General features: G+C 53.3%; 19 protein-coding genes. All 19 read right to left on the minus strand.

Annotated elements, in window-relative coordinates:
- Position 1: 1 nt before the first annotated feature.
- Positions 2-1,180, minus strand: coding sequence for a type II secretion system protein GspL (gspL, locus tag AACU19_RS16945; protein ID WP_105278316.1), 1,179 nt, complete (start codon positions 1,178-1,180; stop codon positions 2-4).
- Positions 1,177-2,154, minus strand: coding sequence for a type II secretion system minor pseudopilin GspK (gspK, locus tag AACU19_RS16950; protein ID WP_105278317.1), 978 nt, complete (start codon positions 2,152-2,154; stop codon positions 1,177-1,179). The genes gspL and gspK overlap by 4 nt, the downstream gene beginning before the upstream one ends.
- A complete protein-coding gene (gene gspJ / locus AACU19_RS16955; RefSeq protein ID WP_105278318.1) occupies positions 2,151-2,756 on the minus strand; it encodes a type II secretion system minor pseudopilin GspJ in 606 nt (201 codons plus the stop codon). The genes gspK and gspJ overlap by 4 nt, the downstream gene beginning before the upstream one ends.
- The gene (gene gspI, locus AACU19_RS16960) at positions 2,753-3,124 is read right to left on the minus strand and encodes a type II secretion system minor pseudopilin GspI (protein ID WP_105278319.1); all 372 of its coding nucleotides are present in this window, start codon (positions 3,122-3,124) and stop codon (positions 2,753-2,755) included. Before gspI ends, gspJ begins: the two co-directional genes overlap by 4 nt.
- Positions 3,121-3,684 (minus strand): type II secretion system minor pseudopilin GspH, encoded by a 564-nt coding sequence (gspH, locus tag AACU19_RS16965; RefSeq protein WP_039021405.1) that lies wholly within the window; start codon positions 3,682-3,684, stop codon positions 3,121-3,123. Before gspH ends, gspI begins: the two co-directional genes overlap by 4 nt.
- 3 nt (positions 3,685-3,687) lie before the next feature.
- Complete coding sequence (gspG, locus tag AACU19_RS16970; protein WP_001087303.1) at positions 3,688-4,143, minus strand: type II secretion system major pseudopilin GspG; 456 nt, start codon at positions 4,141-4,143, stop codon at positions 3,688-3,690.
- A gap of 16 nt (positions 4,144-4,159) precedes the next feature.
- Entirely contained in the window at positions 4,160-5,383 is a 1,224-nt protein-coding gene (gspF, locus tag AACU19_RS16975) for a type II secretion system inner membrane protein GspF (protein ID WP_001173476.1), read from the minus strand.
- Positions 5,383-6,876 carry a type II secretion system ATPase GspE gene (gene gspE, locus AACU19_RS16980; protein ID WP_000249336.1) on the minus strand — a complete coding sequence of 498 codons (1,494 nt, stop codon included), beginning with the start codon at positions 6,874-6,876 and terminating at the stop codon, positions 5,383-5,385. The genes gspF and gspE overlap by 1 nt, the downstream gene beginning before the upstream one ends.
- Positions 6,876-8,936: a type II secretion system secretin GspD gene (gene gspD, locus AACU19_RS16985; protein WP_000498828.1), complete on the minus strand. Its 2,061-nt coding sequence runs from the start codon at positions 8,934-8,936 to the stop codon at positions 6,876-6,878. The genes gspE and gspD overlap by 1 nt, the downstream gene beginning before the upstream one ends.
- Positions 8,937-8,965: 29 nt before the next feature.
- Entirely contained in the window at positions 8,966-9,919 is a 954-nt protein-coding gene (gene gspC, locus AACU19_RS16990) for a type II secretion system protein GspC (protein ID WP_105278320.1), read from the minus strand.
- Between the two features lie 15 nt (positions 9,920-9,934).
- Positions 9,935-10,345, minus strand: coding sequence for a type II secretion system pilot lipoprotein GspS-beta (gene gspS2, locus AACU19_RS16995; RefSeq protein WP_001332998.1), 411 nt, complete (start codon positions 10,343-10,345; stop codon positions 9,935-9,937).
- 65 nt (positions 10,346-10,410) lie between these two features.
- Positions 10,411-11,220 carry a prepilin peptidase PppA gene (pppA, locus tag AACU19_RS17000; protein WP_105278321.1) on the minus strand — a complete coding sequence of 270 codons (810 nt, stop codon included), beginning with the start codon at positions 11,218-11,220 and terminating at the stop codon, positions 10,411-10,413.
- Positions 11,221-11,388: 168 nt separating this feature from the next.
- Complete coding sequence (gene sslE, locus AACU19_RS17005) at positions 11,389-15,945, minus strand: lipoprotein metalloprotease SslE (RefSeq protein ID WP_105278322.1); 4,557 nt, start codon at positions 15,943-15,945, stop codon at positions 11,389-11,391.
- 494 nt (positions 15,946-16,439) lie between these two features.
- On the minus strand, positions 16,440-18,122 hold the full coding sequence (gene glcA, locus AACU19_RS17010) for a glycolate permease GlcA (RefSeq protein WP_000259279.1): 1,683 nt from the start codon (positions 18,120-18,122) through the stop codon (positions 16,440-16,442).
- A 354-nt stretch (positions 18,123-18,476) separates the two neighbouring features.
- Positions 18,477-20,648, minus strand: a complete 2,172-nt coding sequence (gene glcB, locus AACU19_RS17015; RefSeq protein WP_039021397.1) for a malate synthase G — start codon at positions 20,646-20,648, stop codon at positions 18,477-18,479.
- A gap of 21 nt (positions 20,649-20,669) precedes the next feature.
- Positions 20,670-21,074 carry a GlcG family protein gene (locus AACU19_RS17020; RefSeq protein WP_000853256.1) on the minus strand — a complete coding sequence of 135 codons (405 nt, stop codon included), beginning with the start codon at positions 21,072-21,074 and terminating at the stop codon, positions 20,670-20,672.
- Positions 21,075-21,078: 4 nt separating this feature from the next.
- A complete protein-coding gene (gene glcF / locus AACU19_RS17025; protein WP_001194811.1) occupies positions 21,079-22,302 on the minus strand; it encodes a glycolate oxidase subunit GlcF in 1,224 nt (407 codons plus the stop codon).
- A gap of 10 nt (positions 22,303-22,312) precedes the next feature.
- The gene (gene glcE / locus AACU19_RS17030) at positions 22,313-23,365 is read right to left on the minus strand and encodes a glycolate oxidase subunit GlcE (protein WP_105278323.1); all 1,053 of its coding nucleotides are present in this window, start codon (positions 23,363-23,365) and stop codon (positions 22,313-22,315) included.
- Positions 23,365-24,864: a glycolate oxidase subunit GlcD gene (glcD, locus tag AACU19_RS17035; RefSeq protein WP_000026096.1), complete on the minus strand. Its 1,500-nt coding sequence runs from the start codon at positions 24,862-24,864 to the stop codon at positions 23,365-23,367. Before glcD ends, glcE begins: the two co-directional genes overlap by 1 nt.
- Positions 24,865-25,100: the final 236 nt, after the last annotated feature.

Here is a 25,100-nt window from a genome sequence, read left to right on the forward strand (position 1 = left end):
GTTATTTCCTCCGCAACGTTACGCCGCCGGAAACCGCATCACCCTCTTTCTGTAACGCGTCCTGTTGCACAACATAATCTGCCGCCAGCGCGCTACGCAGTTTGTCGAAACTGGCAAAGTTTGCGGCCCGCAACTGGAGATGAAGCGTCTGGCGTTTTTGATCAAAGGTGAAACCACGCATCTCAATGTCGGTAAGTGACGCTGATTTCAGGGTACTGGCGATCGCTGACAATTCTGCGAGCAGCCGGGTATCGTCGGCCTGTAGGCGATATTTTTTCAGCGCCATCGTCACCTGAGAGCGTAAATTCACAATCCGTTTTTGCTCCGGGAACAGCGTTAAGAACTGTTTCTCCGCCTGGGCACGGCTTTGCGCCACCTGCTCGCTGACGCTCCATAATGTCACGCCCCGTTCCACTGCCAGCGCAACCAGAATCAGCAATATCGGCAGAATCATCACCCGCCAGCGCGCCCACTGTTTTCGGTAGCTGACACGAGGCTGCCACGGCCCTGTTAGCAGGTTCCCTTCAGGTTCGCCATAAGTGGTAACGGCTGGCAGGGCCGTCACTGTCAGACGTTCAGCGTCTGGGCCAGCCCATGCAGATAGCTCTTCCGGCGCGATTCCGACTACGGTCAGCGAAAGCGGTGACGCCTGCTCATTGAGCTGTGCGCGGAACATGACCGGGGCCAGCGCCCGCCCGGCGCTCCATCCACGACATTCATCGATGCGGCAAATAATTCGCTGTTCATCGCCAGCCAGATAACCACAAGGAATGGACATCCAGTCCGGTGCAACGGTGGCGCGAGTAATGCCGTTTTCCTGCAACCACTGCGCAATGTTGCGCATATGCTGCTGGTGAATCACTGCTACGGTTGCCAGTTGCTGGTCGATTTTCAACGCGGCGAAATGCAGTTCGTCAATATCCTGATTCAGCTCTTCTTCCAGTAAGGCAGGCAGAATAGTTGGTATCTGCTTGCGAGGCACATCAGGCAGTTCAACCTGCCAGACGCTGATCCATTCGCCGGGAATGTAGAGTCGAATCGCATCAGTTTGCAGCCATTGCTGGAGATGTTCGCCAGCAACGTCAGGCCATATGCCGTGCTCCACGTCGGGTGTACGGCGCTGCCAACGGATGGGATCAGCGGCGCAAAGCGGGAAAAAAATCTCAAGCATGGAACTCACTCACTTTCTCCTGTCTGATGCCAGAGAACCGAAAAGTGTTGTGGGCCCATGCGGACAATTAACGAATTCATCGTCAGTTCAATCTCATTCATGGTGATATCTGAACGCAGCCAGAAGTAATTGCTGTCCACGCTCAGGACGGTTTTTAGCTGTTTTTTAGTACGCTCATCGACGTCAGCGAGTAGCGGCTGTGCGAGAAACTGATCGACATCTTCCCAGCCCTTCGCCGGACGTTGTTGTAATAACGCCCGCGCCTGAATAGGGCTTAACCACGGGTCAAACAGCGCCTCAAGAATCACACTTTGCGTGACGTCTAAGGTGTTGATGTTGATTTGCTGGTGGGTCATCGGCAGCGCACAGACCAGCGGTTTCAGTCTTTGATAAAGTCCGGCGTCCATTCCCTGTACCACGCGCATTTCGCTGATATCGGTCAGCGGTTGATTCGCGGCGTAGAACGGTACCGAACGGGCGAGATACTCGCTGTCTTCACGGCCCAGACGCGTCTGCACGCTGCGGTCCTCGTCAATAAATTCCCACAGGCTTTCGGCTATCAGTTCGGCCCGATAAGCAGGCACATCCAGGCGCGAGATCAGGGCAATCAGTTGTTGTACCGCGAGCGGACGCGACGCTGTTGTTGGTTGAGCAAGGGCATTCAGGTTAAAGCAGGCCTGAGCGTCACGCAGAGTGACGGCAATTTGCCCCTGCGGCAGTGGCAACAAACGAGGGCCGGAAGCCCACGGCTGCGCCAGATGCACGCGCTTTTCATTTTTCAGGCTCAGACTGAGTGCGCTCAGCGCCAGGCTTTCTGCACTGGCGCTATACCACAGCGCCTGCTGGTACTCCTGCTGGCTGCGCGTTCGCCCAAGTTGTTGCTGCATCCGCCCGGAAAGCGTGATGGTTACCAGCATCATGACCGCCAGCAATACCAGCACCACGACCAGTGCCATTCCGCGTTTTGGTGGTGAGGTGATCATGATAATTGCGGCCCGCGTAACCACCAGATGCGTTCAATCTCGCCCCATTGCGGCGAATGCAGAGTCATGCGCACTGCCACAGGGATCGCCTGCACTGATGACCAGGTTTCCTGCCAGCGAGTGCCGTCGTAAAACTGCAAACGAAGTGAATCCGCCGGAATCAACTTTTGCGTTGTTGGCTTCACGCTGCCTGCGGCATCGGTCAGCGGCCAGGCTAACCGTTCGAGATAACCGTCATGAATGCGGTAACCGACGGTGAGCAGATTACTGCGCGGCAGACGCATCAATGGATTAACCACACCGCCGCGCACAAAGCGTATTCCTTCACTCTCAGAGGCCAGCACGCCAGCGCCCGCCAGTAACGCAGGTTCTCGCTGACCCTGATCGCCTCTTACCGGACGCGGCATCATTTGGGTCAGATCGTGGGTCAGAAAACTCATCGTTTGCTGCATGAGGTTCAGTTTTTGATCGTGTCCGGCGATGGCGCTATTCACGCGTGTGACGCCGTTTGTCACCTGCTGTGCCATCAGTGCCAGTGAGGCAAAAATGGCTATCGCCACCAGCATTTCCAGTAACGTGAAACCAGCGCGAGTCCTTTTCACTGTTGGCCTCCCACGGCGCTAAACCAGGCGCGTCGTGACTGAATCACTGACGAAAAGTCTTCGTGACGGCTGACTTCAATATCCACCGCCTGGAGCAGCGCGTTACCGGTATTCAGCGGTGTGGTTCGCCAGTACCAGCGGCTTCCTGCCATATCACTCTCGCCCTGGTGCCTGAGCGCCCGTTGTTCGCGGGTCATCAGGTAAAGCATCGCGGTCTGGTTTTCGGCTACCCAGCCCGCTACCGTTTTCTCCTCAAGAATCTGCTGATTACTCAGCGCGCCGCTGGCAATCTGTAACACCGCCATGGCGGCCAGCGCAAAAATCGCCAGCGCGAGCATTACTTCCAGCAAGGTAAATCCACGCTTCATGGCATCCTCTCATCACATTGATTGAGGGATAACGCGCCATCGTGCGCCAGCTTTACCGCCCAACACGCGTTTTGTGCCGACGCGTAAAAACGCAGTGTAAACGGCGTGACAGGTTCAAAAGGCGAAAAACGGATCTGCGGCGTCTTCTTTTTCGCCTCTTTTTGCAGCTCCAGTTCAATATCGTGCAGCGTCAGGCGACGACGCTGCAGCTCCAGCGCATACTCCTTCTGCCAGATATCACTGCCGGGTTGTAACAGCATCTGCACCTGTTTTGGCACCGTAACCTGTGCCGATAAGCGGGTCGCAGAAACGGGCAGCCACTGCCCGTGACGACGCTGCATAAACTGATAGCCAGGAGGATCGATTAGTACACCGAGTGTTTGCCCTTCGATCACTGCCCTGTCCTTAAACTGCGCAAAGCGAGTCAGAAAATCCTGCGCCGCTTTTTTCGCGGGCGATTCAGAATCGGTCGAAAAAGTCTGTACCACGCCCGCACTGGCAAGGCCGATAAGGAAAATCACCAGCATGATTTCCAGAAGAGTGAATCCGCGTTTGGGCACTGATTACTGAAACTCCTGCAAATTCCAGTTACCGATATCTGCGCCAGCACCTTCCCCGTTTTCCTGACCATCCGCCCCTAAGGTGTAAACATCAAACAGTCCTTTTTCACCCGGGCTGAGATACTGATAATCATTGCCCCACGGATCCTTTGGCAGCCGTTTGATGTATCCACCAGGACGGTAGTTGCGGGAGTCCGCCATATTGGCCGGTTGCTGGATCAGCGCCTCAAGCCCCTGTTCGGTGGTCGGATAACGCCCGTTATCCAGTCGATACATATCCAGCGCGTTCTCCAGCGCCACGATATCGCTGATGGCTTTTTGCCGATCGGCTTTCTCTTTGTTGCCCAAAAGATTAGGCACCACCAGACTTGCCAGGACGCCAAGAATAACAATCACCACCATCACTTCCAGCAGGGTAAAACCTGCCCGTGGTCTTTGTGTGCGGGATAACGAATTCATGTGATAACTCCGTAAATTACATTCCAACCATATTGTTCAGTTGCAGCATCGGCTCGAGGATGGCGATGACGATAAACAGCACCACACCCGCCATCATCACCACCAGAGCAGGCTCAAACAGCCCCAACGCCAGCCCCACCTGGGTATCAAATTCCCGTTCCTGGTTGACTGCGGCCTGCTCAAGCATGGTTTCCAGTTCACCGCTCTGTTCGCCGGAGGCGATCATGTACAGCATCATCGGCGGGAACAGGCGCAACTCCGCCAGCGCAGCGCGCAAGCTGCTTCCTTCGCGGACGCGATCTGCCGCCAGCAGCAGTTGTTGCTCGACATAGCGATTTGCCGACACGGCAGCGGCGGTCTGAATGCCTTCCAGTAGCGGAACACTGCTGGCGGTGAGGATGCTTAACGTGCGGGAAAAACGCGCCGTATTCAGTCCGCGCGCAACACGCCCCGTCACGGGAAGACGCAGCAAGGTTTTATCCCAGCGCAGGCGCATAGCAGGATTTTTGAGTAGCCGTTGCCCCAGCACCAGAAGCCCCAGCAGACCTGCCAGCCAGTAAACGCCGCTGGTCTGCAACGCGTCGCTCATAGCGATAAGAGCGCGGGTGGAGGCAGGCAGCGCGTGTCCGAGATGATCAAACTGTTCGATAATTTTCGGCACCACCGCCGTCAGCAAAATAGTGACCACGCCCGTTGCCACCACCAGCAGTACCAGCGGATAGAGCATGGCCTGCAGCAGGCGTGATTTCAGGCGCTGTCGCTGTTCGGTGTAATCCGCCAGGCGATTGAGCACCACGTCGAGATGCCCGGATTTTTCTCCGGCAGCCACCATCGAACAAAACAGGGAGTCAAAGACGCGGGGATGTTCGCGCAGGCTGTCCGACAGGGTGTAACCTTCCTGAATCCGGCTGCGTAGCGCCATTCCGAGGCTTTTTACATGCAGTTTTTCACTTTGCTCACTGACCGCCTGTAAGCAGGTTTCCAGCGGCATTGCTGCCTGCACCAGCGTTGCCAGTTGGCGAGTGAACAGCGCCAGATCTGCCGCCGCCACACGACGATGTGCGTGTCGCCGACGCTGCAACATTCCCCCTGACGAAGCATTCATCCGGGCTTCAATGTGTACGGGGATAAGCTCTTTACCGCGCAACAACTGGCGGGCATGACGCGCGGAATCCGCCTCAATCATACCTTTGGTTTTGCGACCATTACGCTGTAACGCCTGATAGTAAAACAGTGCCATTACGCCTCCATCGTTACCCGCAGCACTTCATCGAGAGAGGTTTCTCCGGCAAGCACTTTCTCAATGCCGTTGCTGCGGATACCCGCAGAGTGTTGCCGGACATAACGTTCCAGCTCCAGTTCCCCGGCCTGACGGTGGATCAAATCACGCAATGTGGCGTCTACCACGATCAGCTCATGGATGGCAGTACGCCCGCGAAAACCTTTGTGATTACAGGCGGGGCAGCCCTGCGGATGGTACAGCGTGACGGTACGCACATCGGTAATTCCCAGCAGGCGTTTTTCTTCATCAGTGGCAGGCGCGGGCTGGCGGCAGTCGGTGCACAGTGTGCGAACAAGTCGCTGCGCCATCACGCCCGTCAGGCTGGAAGAGAGCAGGAAAGGCTCAACGCCCATATCCTGCAAACGCGTGATCGCCCCCACCGCCGTGTTGGTATGCAGCGTGGAAAGTACCAGGTGTCCGGTCAATGACGCCTGGACGGCGATTTCTGCGGTTTCGGTATCGCGGATTTCACCGACCATCACCACATCCGGGTCCTGACGCAAAATCGCGCGCAGGCCACGGGCGAAGGTCATGCCGACGCGGGTGTTAACCTGTGTCTGACCGATCCCTTCAATCATGTATTCGATGGGGTCTTCAACCGTGAGAATGTTGCGCGAGTGGTTGTTCAGCTCCTGCAATCCGGCGTACAGCGTGGTGCTTTTGCCGGAACCTGTCGGCCCCGTCACCAGAAAGATGCCGTGCGGTTTGTGCAGTAGCTGGCGCAACTGCGCGGTCAGTTCATGGCTCAACCCCAGACGTTCCAGCGTCAGGCGGGCCTGGTTTTTGTCCAGCAGTCGCAGCACCACGCGCTCGCCCCAGGCGGAAGGCATGGTGGAGACACGCACGTCAATCGCCCGACCGCCCAGCAGCAGCGCAATGCGCCCATCCTGCGGTACGCGTTTTTCGGCGATATCCAGCCGTGCCATCACCTTAATACGTGATACCAGCAGCGAGGCCAGTTTGCGCCCCGGACGCAGCATTTCATGTAATGTGCCGTCAACGCGAAAACGGATCACCAGACTCTTTTCAAACGTCTCGATGTGGATATCCGAAGCGCCTTCTTTAATCGCCTCTGCCAGCATGGCGTTGATCAGTTTGATGATCGGCGCATCATCGTCACTTTCCAGCAGATCTTCCGTTTCTGGTAGTTCTTCTGCGAGAGTAAAAAAGTCCTCAGCAGAACCGAGATCTTCCATCAGCTGGCGGGCCTCGGAAGAGTCCCGCTGCCAGACCGCATTCAGCCGCTGTTCAAATTCGGCTTCGTCGATTTGCCGCAGCGTAAAGGGCGCGTTCAGCCCCCGTTGCAGCTCCTGCAAAACAGAGAGCGACAACGGATGCACATGGAGGATCTCTAGCGACGCTTCGCACCATGCCACCAGGCTAAACCGACGGCTGAAACTGTAGGGCAGACGCACGGTGTTAGCAGTGGTTTCCTGTGCTACAGGCACCATTAACGCGTTCTCCCGGCATTAAGGAACGCGCGAACTTCTGGCGGTAAGGCCTGATTTTGCGCAGGCAATATCGGCTGCGCGGTGTGCGGCATCAGGCTTAAGCCCTGCTCATCGCGATAGATCTGTTCGGCGCGCATATAGTTATATTTGCGCTGCGACACGCCGTCTGCCGCCATACCGTCACGCAGAATGGTCGGGCGGATAAACACCATCAGGTTACGTTTTTCTTTTTTATCCGCCGTCGATTTAAACAGGTTACCAATCAACGGGATATCACCCAGCAGCGGCACTTTCGCCACGCTTTCTCCCGCCTGGTCGTCCATCAGACCGCCAAGCACGATCAGCTCACCATCGTTAGCCAGCACGGTGGTTTTCAGTTTGCGCTCGCCAAACACGACGTCGAGGCTGGTCTGTCCTTCCACCTTCGACACTTCCTGCTCAATCACCATCTGTACCGCGTTTCCTTCGTTAATCTGCGGCGTGACTTTCAGCATGATGCCGACTTTTTTCCTTTCTACTGTATTGAAAGGATTGCTGTTATTGGAGCCAACGGTAGAGCCGGTTAATACCGGAACATCCTGGCCCACCATGAAGAAGGCTTCCTGGTTGTCCAGCGTAGTGATGCTCGGCGTGGAGAGAACGTTCGAGCTGGAGTCGTTTTTAACCGCCTGTACCAGCGCCATCCAGTCGCCTTTCACCACGCCAACCGCCGTACCGCTAAATCCAGAAAGAAGCTGGGCGAGCGTGGAGAGATCGCCGTTAGTATCCGGATTAATGGTGGTGGCACCGTTTTCGCTGATCACCGTTGAACCTTTCTGTGGCTTCGCCTGAGAAATGGCCGCCCCCAGCGTGCCGATAGGGATCTGCGTACCGTTGGCAAACTGCATTAACCCGGCATCTTTTGACGCCCACTGCACGCCGAAGTTGATATTGCTGCCTTCAGCAACTTCCACGATCAACGCCTCGACATGCACCTGAGCACGGCGAATATCCAGTTGTTCAATCACGCTTTGCAGCGACTGCATAATGTCCTGCGGCGCGGTAACAATCAGGGCATTACTGTGTTTGCTGGCGGCGATGGAGACAACCTCACGCCCGCTACCGACCGTGCCTTCCGCCTCTTCTTTAGCCGCCGTGAGCGTGCCGCTGACCTGCTTCAGTACATCGACCAGATCTTCGGCTTTGCTGTATTTGAGATAGAACACCTGGCTGTTGCCGCTGCGTTCCATTTCTGAGTCCAGCCGACGGATCAGACGGCGCATTTTGTCTCGCGTGGCGGGATCACCACTGACAATCACGCTGTTGGTGCGTTCGTCGGCGACAATTTGAGATTTCAGCGTCGCAGGCTGGTTCTCGCCGCTGTTTTTAGTCAGGCTTTCCAGCACGCGGGCGATTTCCGAAGCCGAGGCGTTATCCAGCGGGATCACCTCTTCAGTGCGATTTCCCGCGTGATCCACACGCTGGATCACTTCCGTCAGGCGCTCTACGACGGAGGCGCGTCCGGTGAGCATAATCACGTTGGAGGGATCGTAATTAACAACGTTGCCTGAGCCTGCGCTGTCGATCATCTGGCGCAAAATCGGTGCCAGTTCGCGGACCGACACATTACGTACCGGCACTACTTTGGTGACCATTTCATCGCCCGCGTAGTTGTCGCTGCCTTCACCGACCAGCGGCAGCGGCTCGACTTTCGCGGCGCTGGATTTCACCACCTTCAGCACGTCGTTTTCCATCGGTACGACGGCATACCCCTGTGCTTCCAGCAGGTTAAGGAATAGCTGGTAATACTGGCGTTCATTGAGCGGCGTCATGGTGCGAATACTCACTTTCCCCTGTACGCCCGGCCCCATAATGATGGTTTTATTAAGGTTAGCGCCGACGGTTTCGATGAACGATTTCAGGTCGGTATCTTTAAAATTAGCGGTGAAAGTGGCTTCTTCCGCCCAGACCGGTGAACTGCATAATGCCGCTGCCAGCACCAGCGGCAGTAAACGCTTTTTTGTTTTGAGGCCAGTTGTCTTCTTACGCCAGACCGACAACGTAATATCACGCCAAAACACGATGAATGATTCTCCTGGATTAAATGCGGTTAGCGCAGCGCGATGGAAATGTCGTAGCGCGCACCCTTGCGTAAAACCGTAAGTTGAATGGAATCCATTGAAGGTAACTGCCGCATCAGAGCAATCATTGCTCGTGGATCAGTGAAATCCTGCTGATTGAGTGCAATGGCGATATCGCCTTCCTTGAAACCGCTGGCATCGAACAGAGAACGATCTGCCCCCGGTTTCACTGCATAACCGACAATCCCCTCCTTACGCACAGGCGTAAGCTGGATATAGTTAAAAATTTTCTGCGGATCTTTCGCCAGTGCCTGACGCACGGCAGCCGGGATCTCAACGGGCGCACTGGCCGCAGGCTCAGCAACAGCTTGCTTTGCTTCGTCACTGGCGGCTTTTTTGTTGGTCGCAGCAACGGTGGAACGTTCCTCTTCAGCCAGACTGAGCCGCTCCATTTTTCCCTGATAGCGCAGCATCACATGGTCGCGATTGATTTCCTCAATCACTGCGTTGTGAGAGCCAAGCCGTTCACCCTGCAAATAGACCTGCTGTTTGCCACCTTCTTCAATAACCGCGCCGGGTCTGGCACCAAAGGCGATCCCGCGCAGCACCACATTAAGACGCGTTTCTGCTACAGGTTCAGGTTGCTTTACCGGTGTGGCGACGCGCTGATATTTACCAAACCAGTTTTGCTGGCTGATTAATTGCACATCTTTTTTATCGAACGTTTTTACATCCGCATGGGGCTGTTTATTCACCGATTGAGAAACCGCCGTATATTCCGCAGAAAAGGAGAAATAGCGCCAGAGTGAATACGCCATTTTTGCAGAAATAATAAGCAGCATCAGCCAGAACATCGCGCGTACAATTTTGCGAAGATGCTCTTTGTTTGTATTAAGAGATTGTCTCTGGTTAAGAGTGTGACGAATTTTAGTCAGCCATTGAATGAGATAAATTCGTGCGTCACGAAAAACAACCCGCGCCAATTTATATACCCGATGTTATGCTTTGACTATTCCACAAGTAGTGCGATCCAGTTTCCGCTGATACTGGTTACCTGTACGTGTATCATTAATCGTTATGCTGTAATTAATTCCCTCGGTGATCATTAATTTCACCGTTGGGTCTGCACACATTTGTCGTTGGTAGCTGGTTAAAAAGGCGTCAGGCGTCTGCGTGGTCTGAGCACCCGCTTCGCTGATGATGGTCATTTTTACCGTCGTGCCGCTGCTTTGCGCCAGCACTAAGGTATAACCCGCAGATTTAATCGGCAGGTTTTGGCTGATATTTTGCGCCTGTTTTTTCGCCAGTAAACTGGCATTTTCATTATGGCTGGCACAGCCACTTAATAATCCTGTAGCGCTCAATAATAGCGATATTAATACCCTCCCTGGCATCTGTTTTATCGACATGGTAAATAATCTCTAAGGTTATTAATAAGAGTTAAAATGTCACTTTGATAATGACGGGATTATCATTAAAACAATGCCTGTAGATAAAGTGTTGCTATACCGCCCAGACTTAAACACGGTCCAAAAGGCAGTGTGGTTGATCCTCTTTTTGTAATAACGGCATATATCAGGCCGCAGCATGAGGCGATTAAAGCCACATTGGGCAGCGACAACGCGCCCACCCAGCCACCTAACGCGGCGAAGAGTAATACATCGCCCATGCCTAATGCTTCTTTACGCAGAATTATTCCGGCCAGCCAGCGCAGGGAGTTAAACGTAATAAACCCCACCAGAACGCCGGTAACTGCGTCTTGTAGCGTTAACGGGCTCTGTTGCGCCCATGCCGCAATCAGTCCTGTCCACAATACGCCCTGAGTAAAAACATCGGGCAGCCATTGGTTATCAAGGTCGATGATGCTCGCGGCAATCAGCCAGGCGGATAATATCATCACCGCCAGCCCCCATCCACTTTCCGGCCAGACCAGGCTCGCCAGCAAAAAAGCGAGTGCCGTCAATAACTCCACCAGCGGATAACGCTTGCTGATTTTCGCCTGACAATCACGGCAGCGCCCTTTGAGCATCAGCCAGGAGAGCAGCGGTATGTTGTCACGTATCCGGATGGTCTGCTGACAATGTGGGCAGTGCGAACGCGGCAGCGCAAGGCTTATTTTTGACTGCGCACTCGGCGTTTCACCGTGAAACTCCGCCATTTGTTGGCGAAGCATGATGGGGTAACGCCAAATCACCACATTCAAAAAACTGCCGATGATCAATCCTCCGACGGTTGCCAGTATGGGCATCGCCGCAGGGTATTGCTGAAAAACATCAAAAAGCATGGTTAAAGGTTATTTGTTGTAACTTGCCGGATGCGGGCCTGCAGGTGTATGCCATACGGCTTTCCCTGTCTGTAGGCCCGATAAGCTGGCGCATCGGGCAAATGTGTTGACCCGGTGCGCCTTATTTCATGCCGGATGCGGCGCAAGCGCCTTATCCGGCCTACGGGCTTACTCGGCTGACATCTTATGCTCGGTAACCTGATTAATGGTTTCCGGCCCTTGCTGCGGTTTCGGCAGACCAAGCGCCGCGAGCGTCTCGTAAGCCGACGGGCTCACACCGCCCTCGAAGTTCATCTCGCTCGCCCCCGGCAGCTGGTAAGCATTCGCGCCCGGATTCCATTTCTTAAAGAATGCGGAAAGATCCGTCTGGGCGACCCAGGAGGCACACAGCATCAGCGTGTCCGCTGCGTTACCGTTGGATTCAGCACAGTAATTCTTGCCGCCAAAGGTTTTGTCGCCAACCTCATCACCGCGCGCTTTACGATGCATCAACTGGAACAGGTTCCAGCCCTTCATCCCTTCACGATCGCTGTAGAACTTAGGCAGGTTACCTTCTGGATACCACTTAGTGATATCAAAGTTTTTCTCAGCCCATTCCTTCAGCTGCGCGTACATCAGCAGACGATCACCCGCACCGCCGCGCGCCCATGCCTGACCGTTGCTCTCCTCCAGATATTCCGGCGCAACGGTAATATCGTCAGCAACACGGTTCATCTTGCCGAGATAGCGATCCTGCATGTACAGCGCCAGCACGTTGTTCGCCACTTCGGTCGCGCCTGGAACAGTCAGCGGCGTTTCTGCGGCGTTATGCCCTACTTCATGCCAGATCAGCCAGTCGTTCAGCGGCGTCGTCGGCAGCGTGGTGCTGTTCGGCGAGAAGCTGCTGTTCATCACCGGATAACCAGAGTGCGCGTCACCAATGGAGATCTGCACATCGTTGGTGAAACGATGCTTGTGGCCCGTCAAGTTTTTATAGGTAAACATCCGGTGCTTACCGTCTTCATCATTACGACCGTAGAAGTCATTCATCGAGCTGGCAAAGGTATCCAGATCTTTAGCGAATTCTGCTACGCCACCAGTGAAATTGCTGGCCTCAAGGTTCTTCTTCGGCGTGGTGTAGACGAAAGCGTCTGACTCCAGCTCGCCCAACGGCGCAGGGGAGTTCAGAGCGTTTTTCCATGCGCCATCTTTATAGAACGGCGCTTTCACCACACCAGTAAAGGTGAATTCGGCTGACTCATTCTGTGGGCTGTTGCCCTTGATATAAATCAGGCCACCGTAAGGCACCTTGAACTTCACCGTACCGCTAGCGTCCAGAGAGTACGTTTTAGTCACTCTTGGCGGACGGTTCAGCGCAACTTCATGCTTCTCACGTCCGGTCAGGTCGTCAGCCAGCGCCACGGTGACGGTCACAGGAACGTTCGCATTGGACTTAATGGTGACCTCTTTCTGAGCCGGTGCCCACAGGCCAGTTGACTGCATGTTACCTGCAAACCATTTGGTCGGATTCGAGTACAGGCTGATGGTTTCAGTAACCTCTTCTCCCCCTACAGATACCGCTCCAGGGTACTTCTCCACATCAACCTTAATGTTCAGATCCCACCAGGAACGGCCCAGCATCAGGCGCGTCAGCGGTTTTTCCATATAGTTGAGTGGATAGCTCGGGTTCATCATGCCCGCTTTGCTGCCTTCACCGTAGATCATCTTGTTATCGATCAGCGATTGTTTCAGCTCTGCGGAGCACAGCGTACCTTTGGTGTAAGCATCGTTGGCGTAGCAGTTCAGGAACTCGGTGAACGTTTTAAAGCCCAGCTCGTCATCCTTGCTGCTGTCATAGCTATATTCAATTTCATTCCACAGCCAGACCGACATGTTCTGGTACAGACGTTCCAGATCGACGCTGCTCAGACGCTCACCTTTGCGACCATTGGTCCGGAAGTAGAGCTCATGCTGATACAGACGCTGAATGTTGGTGCCTAAATCCGCAGCCTGCACCATCGCTTTTGCAGTGTCGGCGCTGAGATTCAGTTGCGTATAGCGCGGAACATACATGCCACCAGTAACCGGAACGTTCGTGCCAGGACGGTATTCCAGACAGTTGACCTCGTAGTGGTATGTCGGGTCCTTACACTCCTCTAATCCCTTGAATTTTTCCAGAATTTTCTTCTTCGCAGCATCCAGAGATTCAGTCGTTTTGTGGTCGGCTTCATCGATAAAGGCGAATTGAGTTACCTGTTTACCATCAACCTCTTCTTGCCAGCTGGCTACTTCCAGTTTCGGTTTCTTATCAGGCTTGTTATCAATCTGATATTTCCAGGTAACTTTTCCTGTTTTGGAATCAATGGTGTACGGCAGCTCACCCTCCACAACCGGATAACGTTCATAAACCCAAATGCCAGTCGCTCGACGCTGGCGCACGCGGTCTGGATAACCCTGCGGATCGTTATTCACCACCGACTTGTTCAGTGCCATTGACAGGCCTGCGGCATCCAGCAGGCGCACAAAGCCAGACGCGCTCTCTTCCTTAAGATTGCTCATCACGTTTTCCATGATCAGCACCGAACCGCCTTTGTCCAGATAGGCTATCAGATCGGTCACATCCTGCTGGCTCAGCTTCGGTTTGCTGGTATCTGCACGTAGAGGCACTGCATAGGGATCACCAGACCACTGAGTCACATATTCAAAGCCGTTGAGGATCAGCAACGGAACTTCTTCCGGATTCAGATCGCCATAGCTGGTCAAATGTTTAACAGAAATACCTGCGAAATCCGGATGGAAGCCAAACGCAGCACGGCTCCCCGTAACCTGGCCATGATTTTTGAAATAAACGTTTTCCAGGTTCGTACCCACGGTCATTGTGCTCTTGGTATTTGGCTGCCAGATGTCGTTTGACAGATAGCGCAGTACGTTCTGCATGAAGTGCTTCATGTCATCTGAATCACCGCTGAGCGTACACTCACCTTTATCATTAACACCACCGGTCCAGCTGTAACCATTCGGGCAACGCAAAATGCTGTTGTAGTGCGGGTTACCGATAACCATCAGTTTGCCCTCACCGACTTGCCCCAGCGAAATAAACGGCAGATTGAAGGTGGCGGTATCGCGCGTAACGTTCTCTGGCTGCACAATGGAAGGCGCTTCCGTAATGTACGCCAGCTCGTTTTTATCCCAGGCGCGTTTTTCGCCAAACGCCAGCCAGTAGTTTTTATCATTACGCGCCATCAGAATCGGGAATGCCGCGTTGGAGATATTCACCACCGCCTGACCGCGCGCATTTCCCGTGCTGCCATAGAAGTTGGTAGAGTCATGGAATACATGGAACTTGCTGACAGACTGGTAGTTCGTATCCACGCCCCACAGCTTGTTGATAACGCCCTGAATCTGGCCGTCATTAACATTGCGCGTCGTCAGCGAGAACCAGCGAGCCTCGTTACAACCGTCGGTTTTCGCACAAATCGCGGTATCGATCTCTTTGGCCTGACCCGTCTTAAACTGCTCGATAAATTCGTTAGGCAGCACAACGTTTTGATCGCCTTCATCCAGCGTCGCGCCATTGGATAACGAGAGATTGATAATCTCGTTGATGACGTTGGGATATTCGGCAAAGATCTTGCGTACATCGTCCGGAACAACTCGGGTATTATTTTGTCCGGCTTTCGAATAGCGGTGGATAAGCTGATCAACATTCGCGCCGTGAACTTCATCACCCAATTCAGTCAGCGCAATAGTCGACTTATTGCCGCGTACTGAGCCCAGTTCAAAGGTATCGATACCAAAGGAGATGGTTTCGCCCCAGCTAAAGGAGAATTTACCGTTTTCGTCAGTTACGCCACGGCCTGAATTGGTGTAGTAGTCTACGCCAGCAACACCGTTCCCCAGGCTATCCACCAGATGGCCTTCGGAAAGAATGATTTCAGTTGGTTGATACTGATAAAACTGTTCCGCGTTAGCCGACACGAAGGACGCGTTCAGATCCGGTTTTGTTCCCTCTGTCGTGACTGGCACTACCGTTGAGGTATGGGTGGACGGCGCTTTATCAGTCGCAGCATTGTTTTCCACCTCTTCATTGACCAGCTTGCTGAAATCGTTTGTTGCCAGATCAATTTGCTTATACAGTTTTTCAAAACGCGCGCGATCAACCACTGACGAGAAAGTAAGACAAAGCTGTTCTGCATCTGCGGGGCAACTGTCGCTGGACGTCACCAGAGAGATGGCGTTGGTTTTCTTATTTGCAGAATCCGCCAGCTCCTGCGCGTCCTCAAGGCTAAACGACACTTTGTCAACCGCACGCAGGCTACGCGCAGTCTCTGACTGGGTGTTGAATGTTGCAATGGTCGTACTGCCCACCACACAACTCACGGTATTGCCTGGCGTAAAGGTAAAGCCGTCGCTGGATTCACCATTACAGGTAGCACCAGTTACCCGCTGGCTTCCGCCCAGGGTCAGATAACCCGTTTTCGTAGGAACAGGTTCTGGCTCCGGTTCTGGTGTCGGCTCTGGATCGGGTGTCGGGTCTGGTGTAGGTTCTGGGTCCGGCGTCGGCTCAGGTGTCGGTTCCGGGGTTGGTATTGGATCGGGTTTCACTTCCGGCAAAGTCCCTGCTCCAGAATCTACAGACGGCGTATCGGAGGACGATCCTGAACCACCGCCATCACAACCGGTTAATAAGGTTGCGCTTAAAATAGCCGCTAAAAGCGATTTTTTATATTTAAATTTCTTATTCATTAATAACGCAAGTGACAAAATAAAATTAAAGAATTTGTAACTGGGAAAATAGTTTTATGCTTTATTTTCTCTAATAACTCCCTCCATTCTTAAGAAAACGGCATCATTTATAGAAAAACAGGTGAAATCTATAAGAATATCCCCTATACGATATCTGTCAGGTTATTTTTACGAAATTTCAACAAACAAAAAATCAACAACTTTTCACAGCGTAACCATATAAATTCGTTGATAGTTTTAACGATTTAGATTGCAAAAGCAACAGATAGAACGGTGTTTGCTCATCAAGCGAACATAATTAATACAGACTTGTTTTGCGTGATAAAAAAACAGATGTTCTCACACCCTTAATTATTTAGTATGTTATCTGAATGCAATACATTATTACTGTATAGATAATAAAGCAGGAAATGATTTTAAATTAATAAGACAGAATAATGTAATGAACAAAGAATGAAGCCGGATGATATTAACGATCATCCGGCTTTATTGATTTACGAGACTAACATTCCGGTAAACACATACGCCTGCAGCAGGGTGATAATGCCGATAACGCTGGCAAAAATCAGACTGTGCTTCACGGTGTAGCGGAACAGTTCAGATTCTCGGCCCACCATGCCCGTCGCGGCGCAGGCCACGGCGATAGATTGCGGGGAGATCATCTTGCCAGTTACGCCGCCGCTGGTGTTTGCTGCCACCAGCAGGGTGTCAGAGACGTTGATTTGCTGCGCCGTCGTTGATTGCAGTGAACCAAACAGGGCGTTAGAAGACGTATCCGAACCCGTGAGAAATACACCCAACCAGCCAAGGAACGGTGAGAAGAACGGGAACATCACGCCTGTGCCCGCCAGCACCAGCGCCAGCGTGGTGGACATACCGGAATAGTTGGTGACGAAGGCGAACGCCAGCACCATGCCAATAGACAGTATCGGCCACTTCAGGCTAATTAGCGTTTCGGCAAAGACGCCAATACCTTTCTTGATCCCCACGCCGAGGATGAAGATAGAGATAATCGCCGCAATAAAAATAGCGGTACCGCCAGCAGAGAGGGGGTCGAATTTAAACACCGCATCCATTGGCGTTGGCTGAGCGACAATGGGTGCCGCTTTCAACACTTGTTGATGCAAATGAGGGATCTGGAAATTAATCACCAGCGAATAAAACGCACCGCCCGGAGCAAATAACGCTTTAAATGGTTTCATCGTCCAGATGGTAACCAGTACCGTTAAGATTAAAAACGGTGACCATGCACGAATGATTTGCCCCAGACTATATTCTGAAGGCACGGGACCGCCAGAAGATGGCTTATTTACCACCATCGCACCTGCGGATTGCCCCATGCTGATTGCCGTTTCGGTATTTTTCGGCCGCCAGACTTTAAGGAATAAAGCGAGTGAGACAATACTCACCAGCGCCGAAGTAATATCCGGCAGTTCCGGACCAATGTAGTTAGAGGTAAAGAACTGCGTGACAGCGAAGCTTCCCCCTGCAACCAGCGCCGCTGGCCACGTCTCTTTCACCCCTTTCCAACCGTCCATCATTGCCACCAGCCAGAATGGCACAAGAACCGACAGGAACGGTAACTGACGTCCCGCCATTGCGCCAATATCAAACGGATCGATTCCCGTTACCTGACCAGCGACCAGAATCGGCACGCCCAACGCACCAAACGCCACCGGCGCAGTGTTGGCAATCAGACACAACCCCGCCGCATATAACGGTTTGAAGCCCAGCCCCACCAGCAGAGCGCCTGTAATCGCCACCGGCGCGCCAAAGCCAGCCGCTCCTTCCAGCAGTGCGCCAAAGGAGAAACCAATCAGCAACACCTGCAAACGCTGATCGTCGGTGATGGAGATAACCGAACTGCGGATAATATCAAACTGACCGCTGGCAACGGTTAATTTATACAGGAATACCGCCGCGACAATAATCCACGCAATAGGCCATAATCCATAAATAAAGCCATAGCCCGCAGCAGCAAATGCCATATCAATTGGCATTTTAAAGGCGAATATCGCAATCAGGATAGATAATATAAGGGTTATTGCTCCGGCAACATGTCCTTTCAGACGTAATACCGCGAGTGCAACGAAGAAGAATATTATCGGGATCAGGGCGACCAGAGCGGATAGCCCCAGTCCTCCCATCGGCATATACATTTGGGTCCAGGTAACCATATTGTTCAGTCTCTTATTATCTTTATATGCTTGATATACTTAAGGTTGTAATAAGCAAAAGAGGACTGAACTGTAAAATATAGGCGTTATACTTTACAGCAACAGTACGCCGCTAACGCAATTGCTACCTCTGGCATAACAAGTATATCGGGTAAGGGTTTCTGTTCCGCACACACAGGTGCAGAGTATCGTAAAGATGTCCATAATGTTGTTTTAATCCCGCTAGTGATGCGCTACGGGTATTTAATATTGTTAAACCCTGATAATCGCTCCGGTTATTTCCGGGATAAATATACTACCGCAGTTACTATCATAGCCCCGACAATAAAACTTGCCGGGGCTTTTTTGATGCTATTAATGACTTTCTTTTTCACGTAAACGCCAGGCGTGTAATAACGGTTCGGTATAACCGTTTGGCTGTTTCACGCCGAGGAAGATCAAATCGCTGGCAGCTTTAAAGGCACACGAGTTAGCGAAATTCCCGACCATCGGACGATATGCCGGATCGCCAGCATTTTGCTGATCCACCACTTTCGCCATGTTCTCCAGCGACGCATGCACCTGATCTTTGGTCAGAATACCGTGACGTAACCAGTTGGCGATATGCTGGCTGGAGATACGCAACGTTGCACGGTCTTCCATCAGCGCCACGTTGTGAATATCCGGCACTTTAGAACAACCAATCCCCTGCTCTACCCAACGCACCACGTAGCCCAGAATTCCCTGCACGTTGTTATCCAGCTCTTGTTGGATCTCTTGTGCCGACCAGTTAGCGTTTTCAGCAACCGGAATGGTCAGCAGATCGTCCAGCAGCGGTTCAAATTCAGCATTGAACTCGGTCTGGGCAATGTTGGCTTGCACACTCTGTACGTTGGTTTGATGGTAGTGCAGCGCATGGAGTGTAGCGGCAGTTGGCGACGGAACCCAGGCCGTGTTCGCCCCGGCACGTAACTGATCGCCCTTCTGGCTGTACATGTCTGCCATCAGGTCCGGCATTGCCCACATCCCTTTACCGATTTGCGCTTTACCGCGCAGCCCGCAGAACAGGCCGGAAAGCACGTTGTTGCGCTCGTAGGCTTTGATCCACGGCGTCGATTTCATCTGGTTTTTACGCAACATTGGGCCCGCTTCCATCACCGAATGCATCTCATCGCCAGTACGGTCGAGGAAACCGGTATTGATAAACGCCACGCGGTTGCTCGCCTGAGCGATACAGCTACGCAAGTTCAGCGAGGTCCGGCGTTCTTCATCCATAATGCCCATTTTCAGGGTATTCGGTTTCATACCAAGCATTGTCTCAATGCGGGTAAACAGTTTGTTGGCAAAAGCCACTTCCTGTGGACCGTGCATTTTCGGTTTCACAATATAAACACTGCCGGTACGCGAGTTTTTCTGCACTTTTAAGTCGTAGAGGGCAATCGCACCAGTCATGACGCCATCAAGAATACCTTCCGGAATTTCATTACCTTCGCTGTCCCAAATCACAGGAATGGTCATCAAATGCCCCACGTTGCGGATAAACAGCAGCGAGCGTCCGTGCAGAGAAATTTCAGAGCCATCGGCGGCGGTGTACTGACGATCGTCATTCAGTTTACGCACGATTTGCCGACCGTTCTTCTCCATTTTCTCTTGCAGAGTCCCCTGCATCAGGCCCAGCAGGTTGCGGTACAGCAGGATTTTATCTTCCGCATCAACCGCCGCGACCGAATCTTCACAGTCGAGAATGGTACTGATAGCAGCTTCGACGATAACATCGTTGATGTGCGCCGGATCGTCTTTGCCAATCCGCCCGTTGGCATCGATTTGTAGCTCGATATGCAGGCCGTTATTTTTCAGCAAAATGCAGGTCGGCGCAGCAGTATCGCCACGGTAACCGACAAACTGTGCTGGAGTACGTAACGTGGTTTCTTGACCATTTTTCAACTGGATGCGTAATTGTTTATCGACCACCTTAAACGCCACCACATCCTGATAGCTGCCATTTTCCAGCGGTAGTGATTCATCGAGGAAACGCCGAACCCAGGCGATAACCTGCTCACCACGCTGCGGATCGTAGCCGCTGACCATCGCCCCTTCCTGCGGGATGATGTCGCTGCCGTATAACGCATCGTACAGTGAGCCCCAGCGCGCGTTCGCCGCGTTCAGCGCGTAGCGGGCATTCATTGCCGGAACCACCAGCTGTGGCCCCGCCTGGCTGGTGATTTCGCTGTCGATACCCGTGGTTTCCACCGTAACGTGGTCAGGCTGTGGCACCAGGTAGCCCAGTTCACGCAGGAAAGATTTATAGGCCGCTTTATCTTTTACCGGCCCCGGATTGCTGCGATGCCACTCATCAAGCGCCGCCTGAATGCGATCGCGCTCTGCCAGCAACTGACGATTCTCTGGCGCCAGATCGTGAACGATGTCATCAAAATTGCGCCAGAACGCGGCAGCATCCAGTTCCACGCCAGGCAAAACTTCTTCATCCACAAAACGTTTAAAATTGGCGTCAATGCGTAAACGGCCCTGGGTTATGGTTTGACTCATTGTTTATCTCCTCGTTTTCGCTTATTTCGCCAACACCGCTGCTGCCGCTTTCGCGACCTGCGCATCCTGTGCTCCGGTTAAACCAGAAACGCCCACGGCACCAATAATTTGCCCATCCACAACAACCGGTACGCCACCTTCCAGCGACGTCAGTAACGGCGCAGTCACGAACGCGGTACGTCCGTTGTTCACCATCTCTTCATAGCCCTTAGTTTCACGACGCCCCAGCGCGGCGGTACGCGCTTTCTCCTGGGAGATGTAAGCCGCAATCGGCGCGCAATCGTCCATGCGACTTAACGCCAGCAGATGACCGCCGTCATCGGCAACAGCAATGGAAACAGACCAGTTATTTTTCTGCGCCTCTTCCTGACCTGCGGCAATAATTGCACTCGCCATTTGCTGGCTAAGAATGACTTTAGTTTTCATTTTGTTATTCCTTTTCAAGGGCTTGTTCTACAATTTCAATCCAGTGACGCACAGAGGTACGACCGGCGCTCGCCAGATGCGTCTGGCAACCAATGTTGGCGGTGACGATCATTTCCGGTTTGCCGCTTTCCAGCGCATTCATTTTGTTATCCCGCAGCTGGCGTGCCAGATCGGGATGCGTTAACGCATATGTTCCCGCAGAGCCGCAGCACAGATGGCTGTCGGGAACGTCCGTTAAGGTAAATCCAAGACGAAGTAACACTTTTTCCACTTCGCCGTTCAGCTTTTGCGCATGTTGTAGGGTACACGGGCAGTGGAAGGCCAGTTTTTTATCGCCGCGAATTGCCAGTTTTTCCAGCGGTTCCTCGCGCAGAAGTTCGACTAAATCGACCGCCAGCTCACTGACCTGACGCGCTTTATCGGCATACAACGCATCGTTTTTCAGCATCTGCCCATACTCTTTGACAAACGCGCCGCAGCCGCTGGCAGTCTGCAAAATTGCCTCGGCACCTGCTTCAATCGCGGGCCACCAGGCATCAATATTATTGCGCGCCCGCGCTAACCCTTTCTCTTGCGCATTAAGATGATAGTCCACCGCGCCACAACAGCCTGCTTCGTTAGCTGGCATGACGCTGATCCCCAGACGATCCAGCACTCGCGCAGTTGCCGCGTTGGTGTTGGGCGAAAGCGTAGGCTGGGCGCAGCCTTCCAGCATTAAAACCCGACGCTTATGGCGCAGCGGTGGACGCGGTTTAGCTTTCACGGTTTCAGCAGGCAGTTTTGCTCTGACCTGTTCCGGTAAAAACGGTCGCAGCACCAGCCCTACCTGCGTCAGCGCACGGAAGACCGCCGGACGCGGCACAACCTGGCGCAGCCCTTCGCGCAGTATTCGCTCCGGCAGTGGGCGTTTCACTTTCTGCTCGACGATATCACGCCCGATATCCAGCAAATTGTGATAGCGCACACCAGAAGGACAGGTGGTTTCACAATTGCGACAAGTGAGACAGCGATCGAGATGCTCCTGCGTTTTAAGCGTGACTTCGTTGCCCTCCAGCACCTGTTTAATCAGATAGATGCGCCCGCGCGGCCCGTCCAGTTCATCGCCCAGAAGCTGATAGGTTGGGCAGGTTGCGGTACAAAATCCGCAGTGAACACAGGCGCGCAGGATGCTGTCGGCTTCCAGCGCGCGCGCGTTCTGCCGCATCTCTTCTGTTAATCGGGTTTGCATAGCCTGCTCCTTAAAGTTCCGCGTACATGCGACCGGGGTTAAACACGCCGCAAGGGTCGAGCTGCTGTTTAAGCTGCTGGTGATAGCGGAATAAAGGAGCCGGTAGCGGGGCAAAGCCACCATCTCCGGCACTAAAGCGGGTCGCATGACCGCCTGCGTTGTGGGCAATGCGATGGATTTGATTGTCATCGGCTGTCGATTTCAGCCAACGCAACGCACCGCCCCAGTCGATCAGTTGCTCGCCGGGTAAATCCATCATCGGCGCATCGGTGGGTAAGGAAATACGCCATAAAGTGCCCGGTAATGAGAAGAACGGCAGTTGTTGTTCACGCAATTGCTGCCAGAACTGACCCGCAACCTCTTCGCCACCCAGCAGTTCACGTGCTGCTTTTACCGATCCTTCACCGCCTTCGAGGCGGATCCACAGCGCATTGTCGAAGTAACATAAGCCACTAATGGGTAATGGCTGGAGTTGCCACTGGGCGATTTCACTCATGGCTTCTTGCAGGCTTATTTCCCGACGCAAGCTCAGTGTGGCGCGCGGTCGCGGCAACACTTTCATCGAGATTTCAGTGAGCACGCCAAGACAGCCGTAGCTTCCGGCCATTAACCGCGAGAGATCGTATCCGGCAACGTTTTTCATCACTTCGCCACCAAAGCGCAGATGTTTTCCAGTGCCGGTAATAATGCGCGTACCGAGGACAAAATCGCGTACTGAACCACTCCACGGGCGACGCGGCCCTGCCAGCCCGCAGGCGACCATCCCGCCCCAGGTGGCTTCTTCACCATAATGCGGTGGCTCGCAGGGGAGCATTTGCCCCGCGCTCTCCAGCGCCGCTTCAATCGCCACCAGCGGTGTTCCGGCACGCGCGGTAATCACCAGCTCGGTCGGGTCGTAATTAACAATGCCGCGATGGCAACGCACATCCAGCGTTTGCCCGATGACAGGACGACCTAAAAAGGCTTTGCTATTGCTTCCCTGAATCACCAGCGGCGTTTTATCGCTAATTGCCTGATTCACCTGCTCCAGCAGCGCCTGGCTGTAATCACACTCGCGTAGCATCAGAAACGCTCCAGTTCAGGGAAAGGTAAATGACCGTGATGCACGTGCATGGCACCAAATTCAGCGCAGCGATGCAGTGTGGGGATGTTTTTCCCAGGGTTCAGCAAACCATCAGGATCAAACGCCGCCTTGACTGCATGAAAGGTAGTAATTTCATCACTGTTGAACTGGGCGCACATCTGATTGATTTTTTCGCGCCCGATGCCATGTTCCCCACTGATACTGCCGCCTACTTCAACACAGAGTTCAAGGATCTTCCCACCCAATTCTTCCGCACGGGCGAATTCACCGGGTTCGTTGGCATCGAAAAGGATTAACGGGTGCATATTGCCGTCTCCGGCATGAAAGACGTTGGCAACGCGTAAATCATATTGCTGCGATAAACGGGCAATGCCTTCCAGTACGCCAGGCAGAGCGCGACGCGGGATGGTGCCATCCATGCAGTAGTAATCCGGGGAAATACGTCCCACCGCCGGGAAGGCGTTTTTGCGACCAGCCCAGAAACGTACGCGCTCCGCTTCATCCTGCGCCAGACGGACGTCAGTCGCGCCCGCTTTCAGTAAGATGTCGTTAACTCGCTCGCAGTCTTCCTGTACATCAGACTCCACGCCGTCCAGTTCACATAATAAAATTGCTTCGGCATCGACAGGATAACCGGCATGAATAAAATCTTCCGCCGCGCGGATCGACAGGTTATCCATCATCTCCAGCCCGCCGGGGATAATGCCATTAGCGATGATGTCGCCAACCGCAAGTCCGGCTTTTTCTACCGAGTCAAAGCTGGCTAACAGAACTCGTGCCACAGGGGGCTTCGGCAGCAGTTTTACCGTCACTTCGGTGGTCACGCCGAGCATGCCTTCCGATCCGGTGAACAGCGCCAGTAGGTCAAAACCGGGTGAATCCAGCGCGTCCGATCCCAGCGTTAGTGCCTCGCCATCCAGCGTTTGCACTTCAATTTTCAGCAGGTTATGTACGGTCAGACCATATTTCAGACAGTGGACGCCCCCGGCGTTTTCCGCCACGTTGCCGCCAATGGAACAGGCGATTTGTGAGGAAGGATCCGGCGCGTAATAGAGATTATGCGACGCAACAGCCTGGGAGATCGCCAGGTTACGCACGCCCGGCTGCACACGCGCACGGCGACCAACGGGGTTAATGTCGAGGATTTCTTTAAAGCGCGCCATCACCAACAACACACCTTTTTCCAGCGGCAGCGCACCGCCAGAAAGTCCGGTGCCTGCGCCACGGGTCACTACCGGTACATGCAAACGGTGGCAGACAGCGAGAATCGCCGTCACCTGTTCCATCTGCTTAGGCAGAACAACCAGTAATGGACGCGTACGATACGCGCTCAACCCGTCACACTCGTAAGGAATGATCTCCTCATCGGTATGCAGGATCTCCAGTCCAGGGACATGCTCACGCAGTGCCATCAGTACCGATGTACGGTCGACATCGGGTAAAGCGCCATCAAGACGCTCTTCGTACAAGATGCTCATGAGTAGGGTTCGCTTTGTTGTGTTGTGTGGCAGCTGATTTTTGCGCGCTGCTTCTGTGAACAGTTATTAAGCGGGCTTTTCGTTTTCGTCTATCTCTTTAGCTACCGGTCAGACCATTTTTTTTCCAGCTCTGTGACCTTGCCTTGGTTAACTTAATGTTAAATTGATGTAACATAATCACTTACGTGATGTGCGTGTTTTGCGAATCAAGAACAGAAAAATTGGTCCTACCTGTG

Source organism: Escherichia sp. MOD1-EC4550 (assembly GCF_963876935.1).
GTDB lineage: Bacteria > Pseudomonadota > Gammaproteobacteria > Enterobacterales > Enterobacteriaceae > Escherichia > Escherichia coli_F.

Coding starts and splice junctions, on each gene's coding strand:
- gspK (WP_105278317.1), bottom strand. CDS start 2,154: ATGATCACCTCACCACCAAAACGCGGAATGGCACTGGTCGTGGTGCTG.
- gspI (WP_105278319.1), bottom strand. CDS start 3,124: ATGAAGCGTGGATTTACCTTGCTGGAAGTAATGCTCGCGCTGGCGATT.
- gspG (WP_001087303.1), bottom strand. CDS start 4,143: ATGAATTCGTTATCCCGCACACAAAGACCACGGGCAGGTTTTACCCTG.
- gspF (WP_001173476.1), bottom strand. CDS start 5,383: ATGGCACTGTTTTACTATCAGGCGTTACAGCGTAATGGTCGCAAAACC.
- gspE (WP_000249336.1), bottom strand. CDS start 6,876: ATGGTGCCTGTAGCACAGGAAACCACTGCTAACACCGTGCGTCTGCCC.
- gspS2 (WP_001332998.1), bottom strand. CDS start 10,345: ATGTCGATAAAACAGATGCCAGGGAGGGTATTAATATCGCTATTATTG.
- pppA (WP_105278321.1), bottom strand. CDS start 11,220: ATGCTTTTTGATGTTTTTCAGCAATACCCTGCGGCGATGCCCATACTG.
- sslE (WP_105278322.1), bottom strand. CDS start 15,945: ATGAATAAGAAATTTAAATATAAAAAATCGCTTTTAGCGGCTATTTTA.
- glcA (WP_000259279.1), bottom strand. CDS start 18,122: ATGGTTACCTGGACCCAAATGTATATGCCGATGGGAGGACTGGGGCTA.
- glcB (WP_039021397.1), bottom strand. CDS start 20,648: ATGAGTCAAACCATAACCCAGGGCCGTTTACGCATTGACGCCAATTTT.
- AACU19_RS17020 (WP_000853256.1), bottom strand. CDS start 21,074: ATGAAAACTAAAGTCATTCTTAGCCAGCAAATGGCGAGTGCAATTATT.
- glcF (WP_001194811.1), bottom strand. CDS start 22,302: ATGCAAACCCGATTAACAGAAGAGATGCGGCAGAACGCGCGCGCGCTG.
- glcE (WP_105278323.1), bottom strand. CDS start 23,365: ATGCTACGCGAGTGTGATTACAGCCAGGCGCTGCTGGAGCAGGTGAAT.
- glcD (WP_000026096.1), bottom strand. CDS start 24,864: ATGAGCATCTTGTACGAAGAGCGTCTTGATGGCGCTTTACCCGATGTC.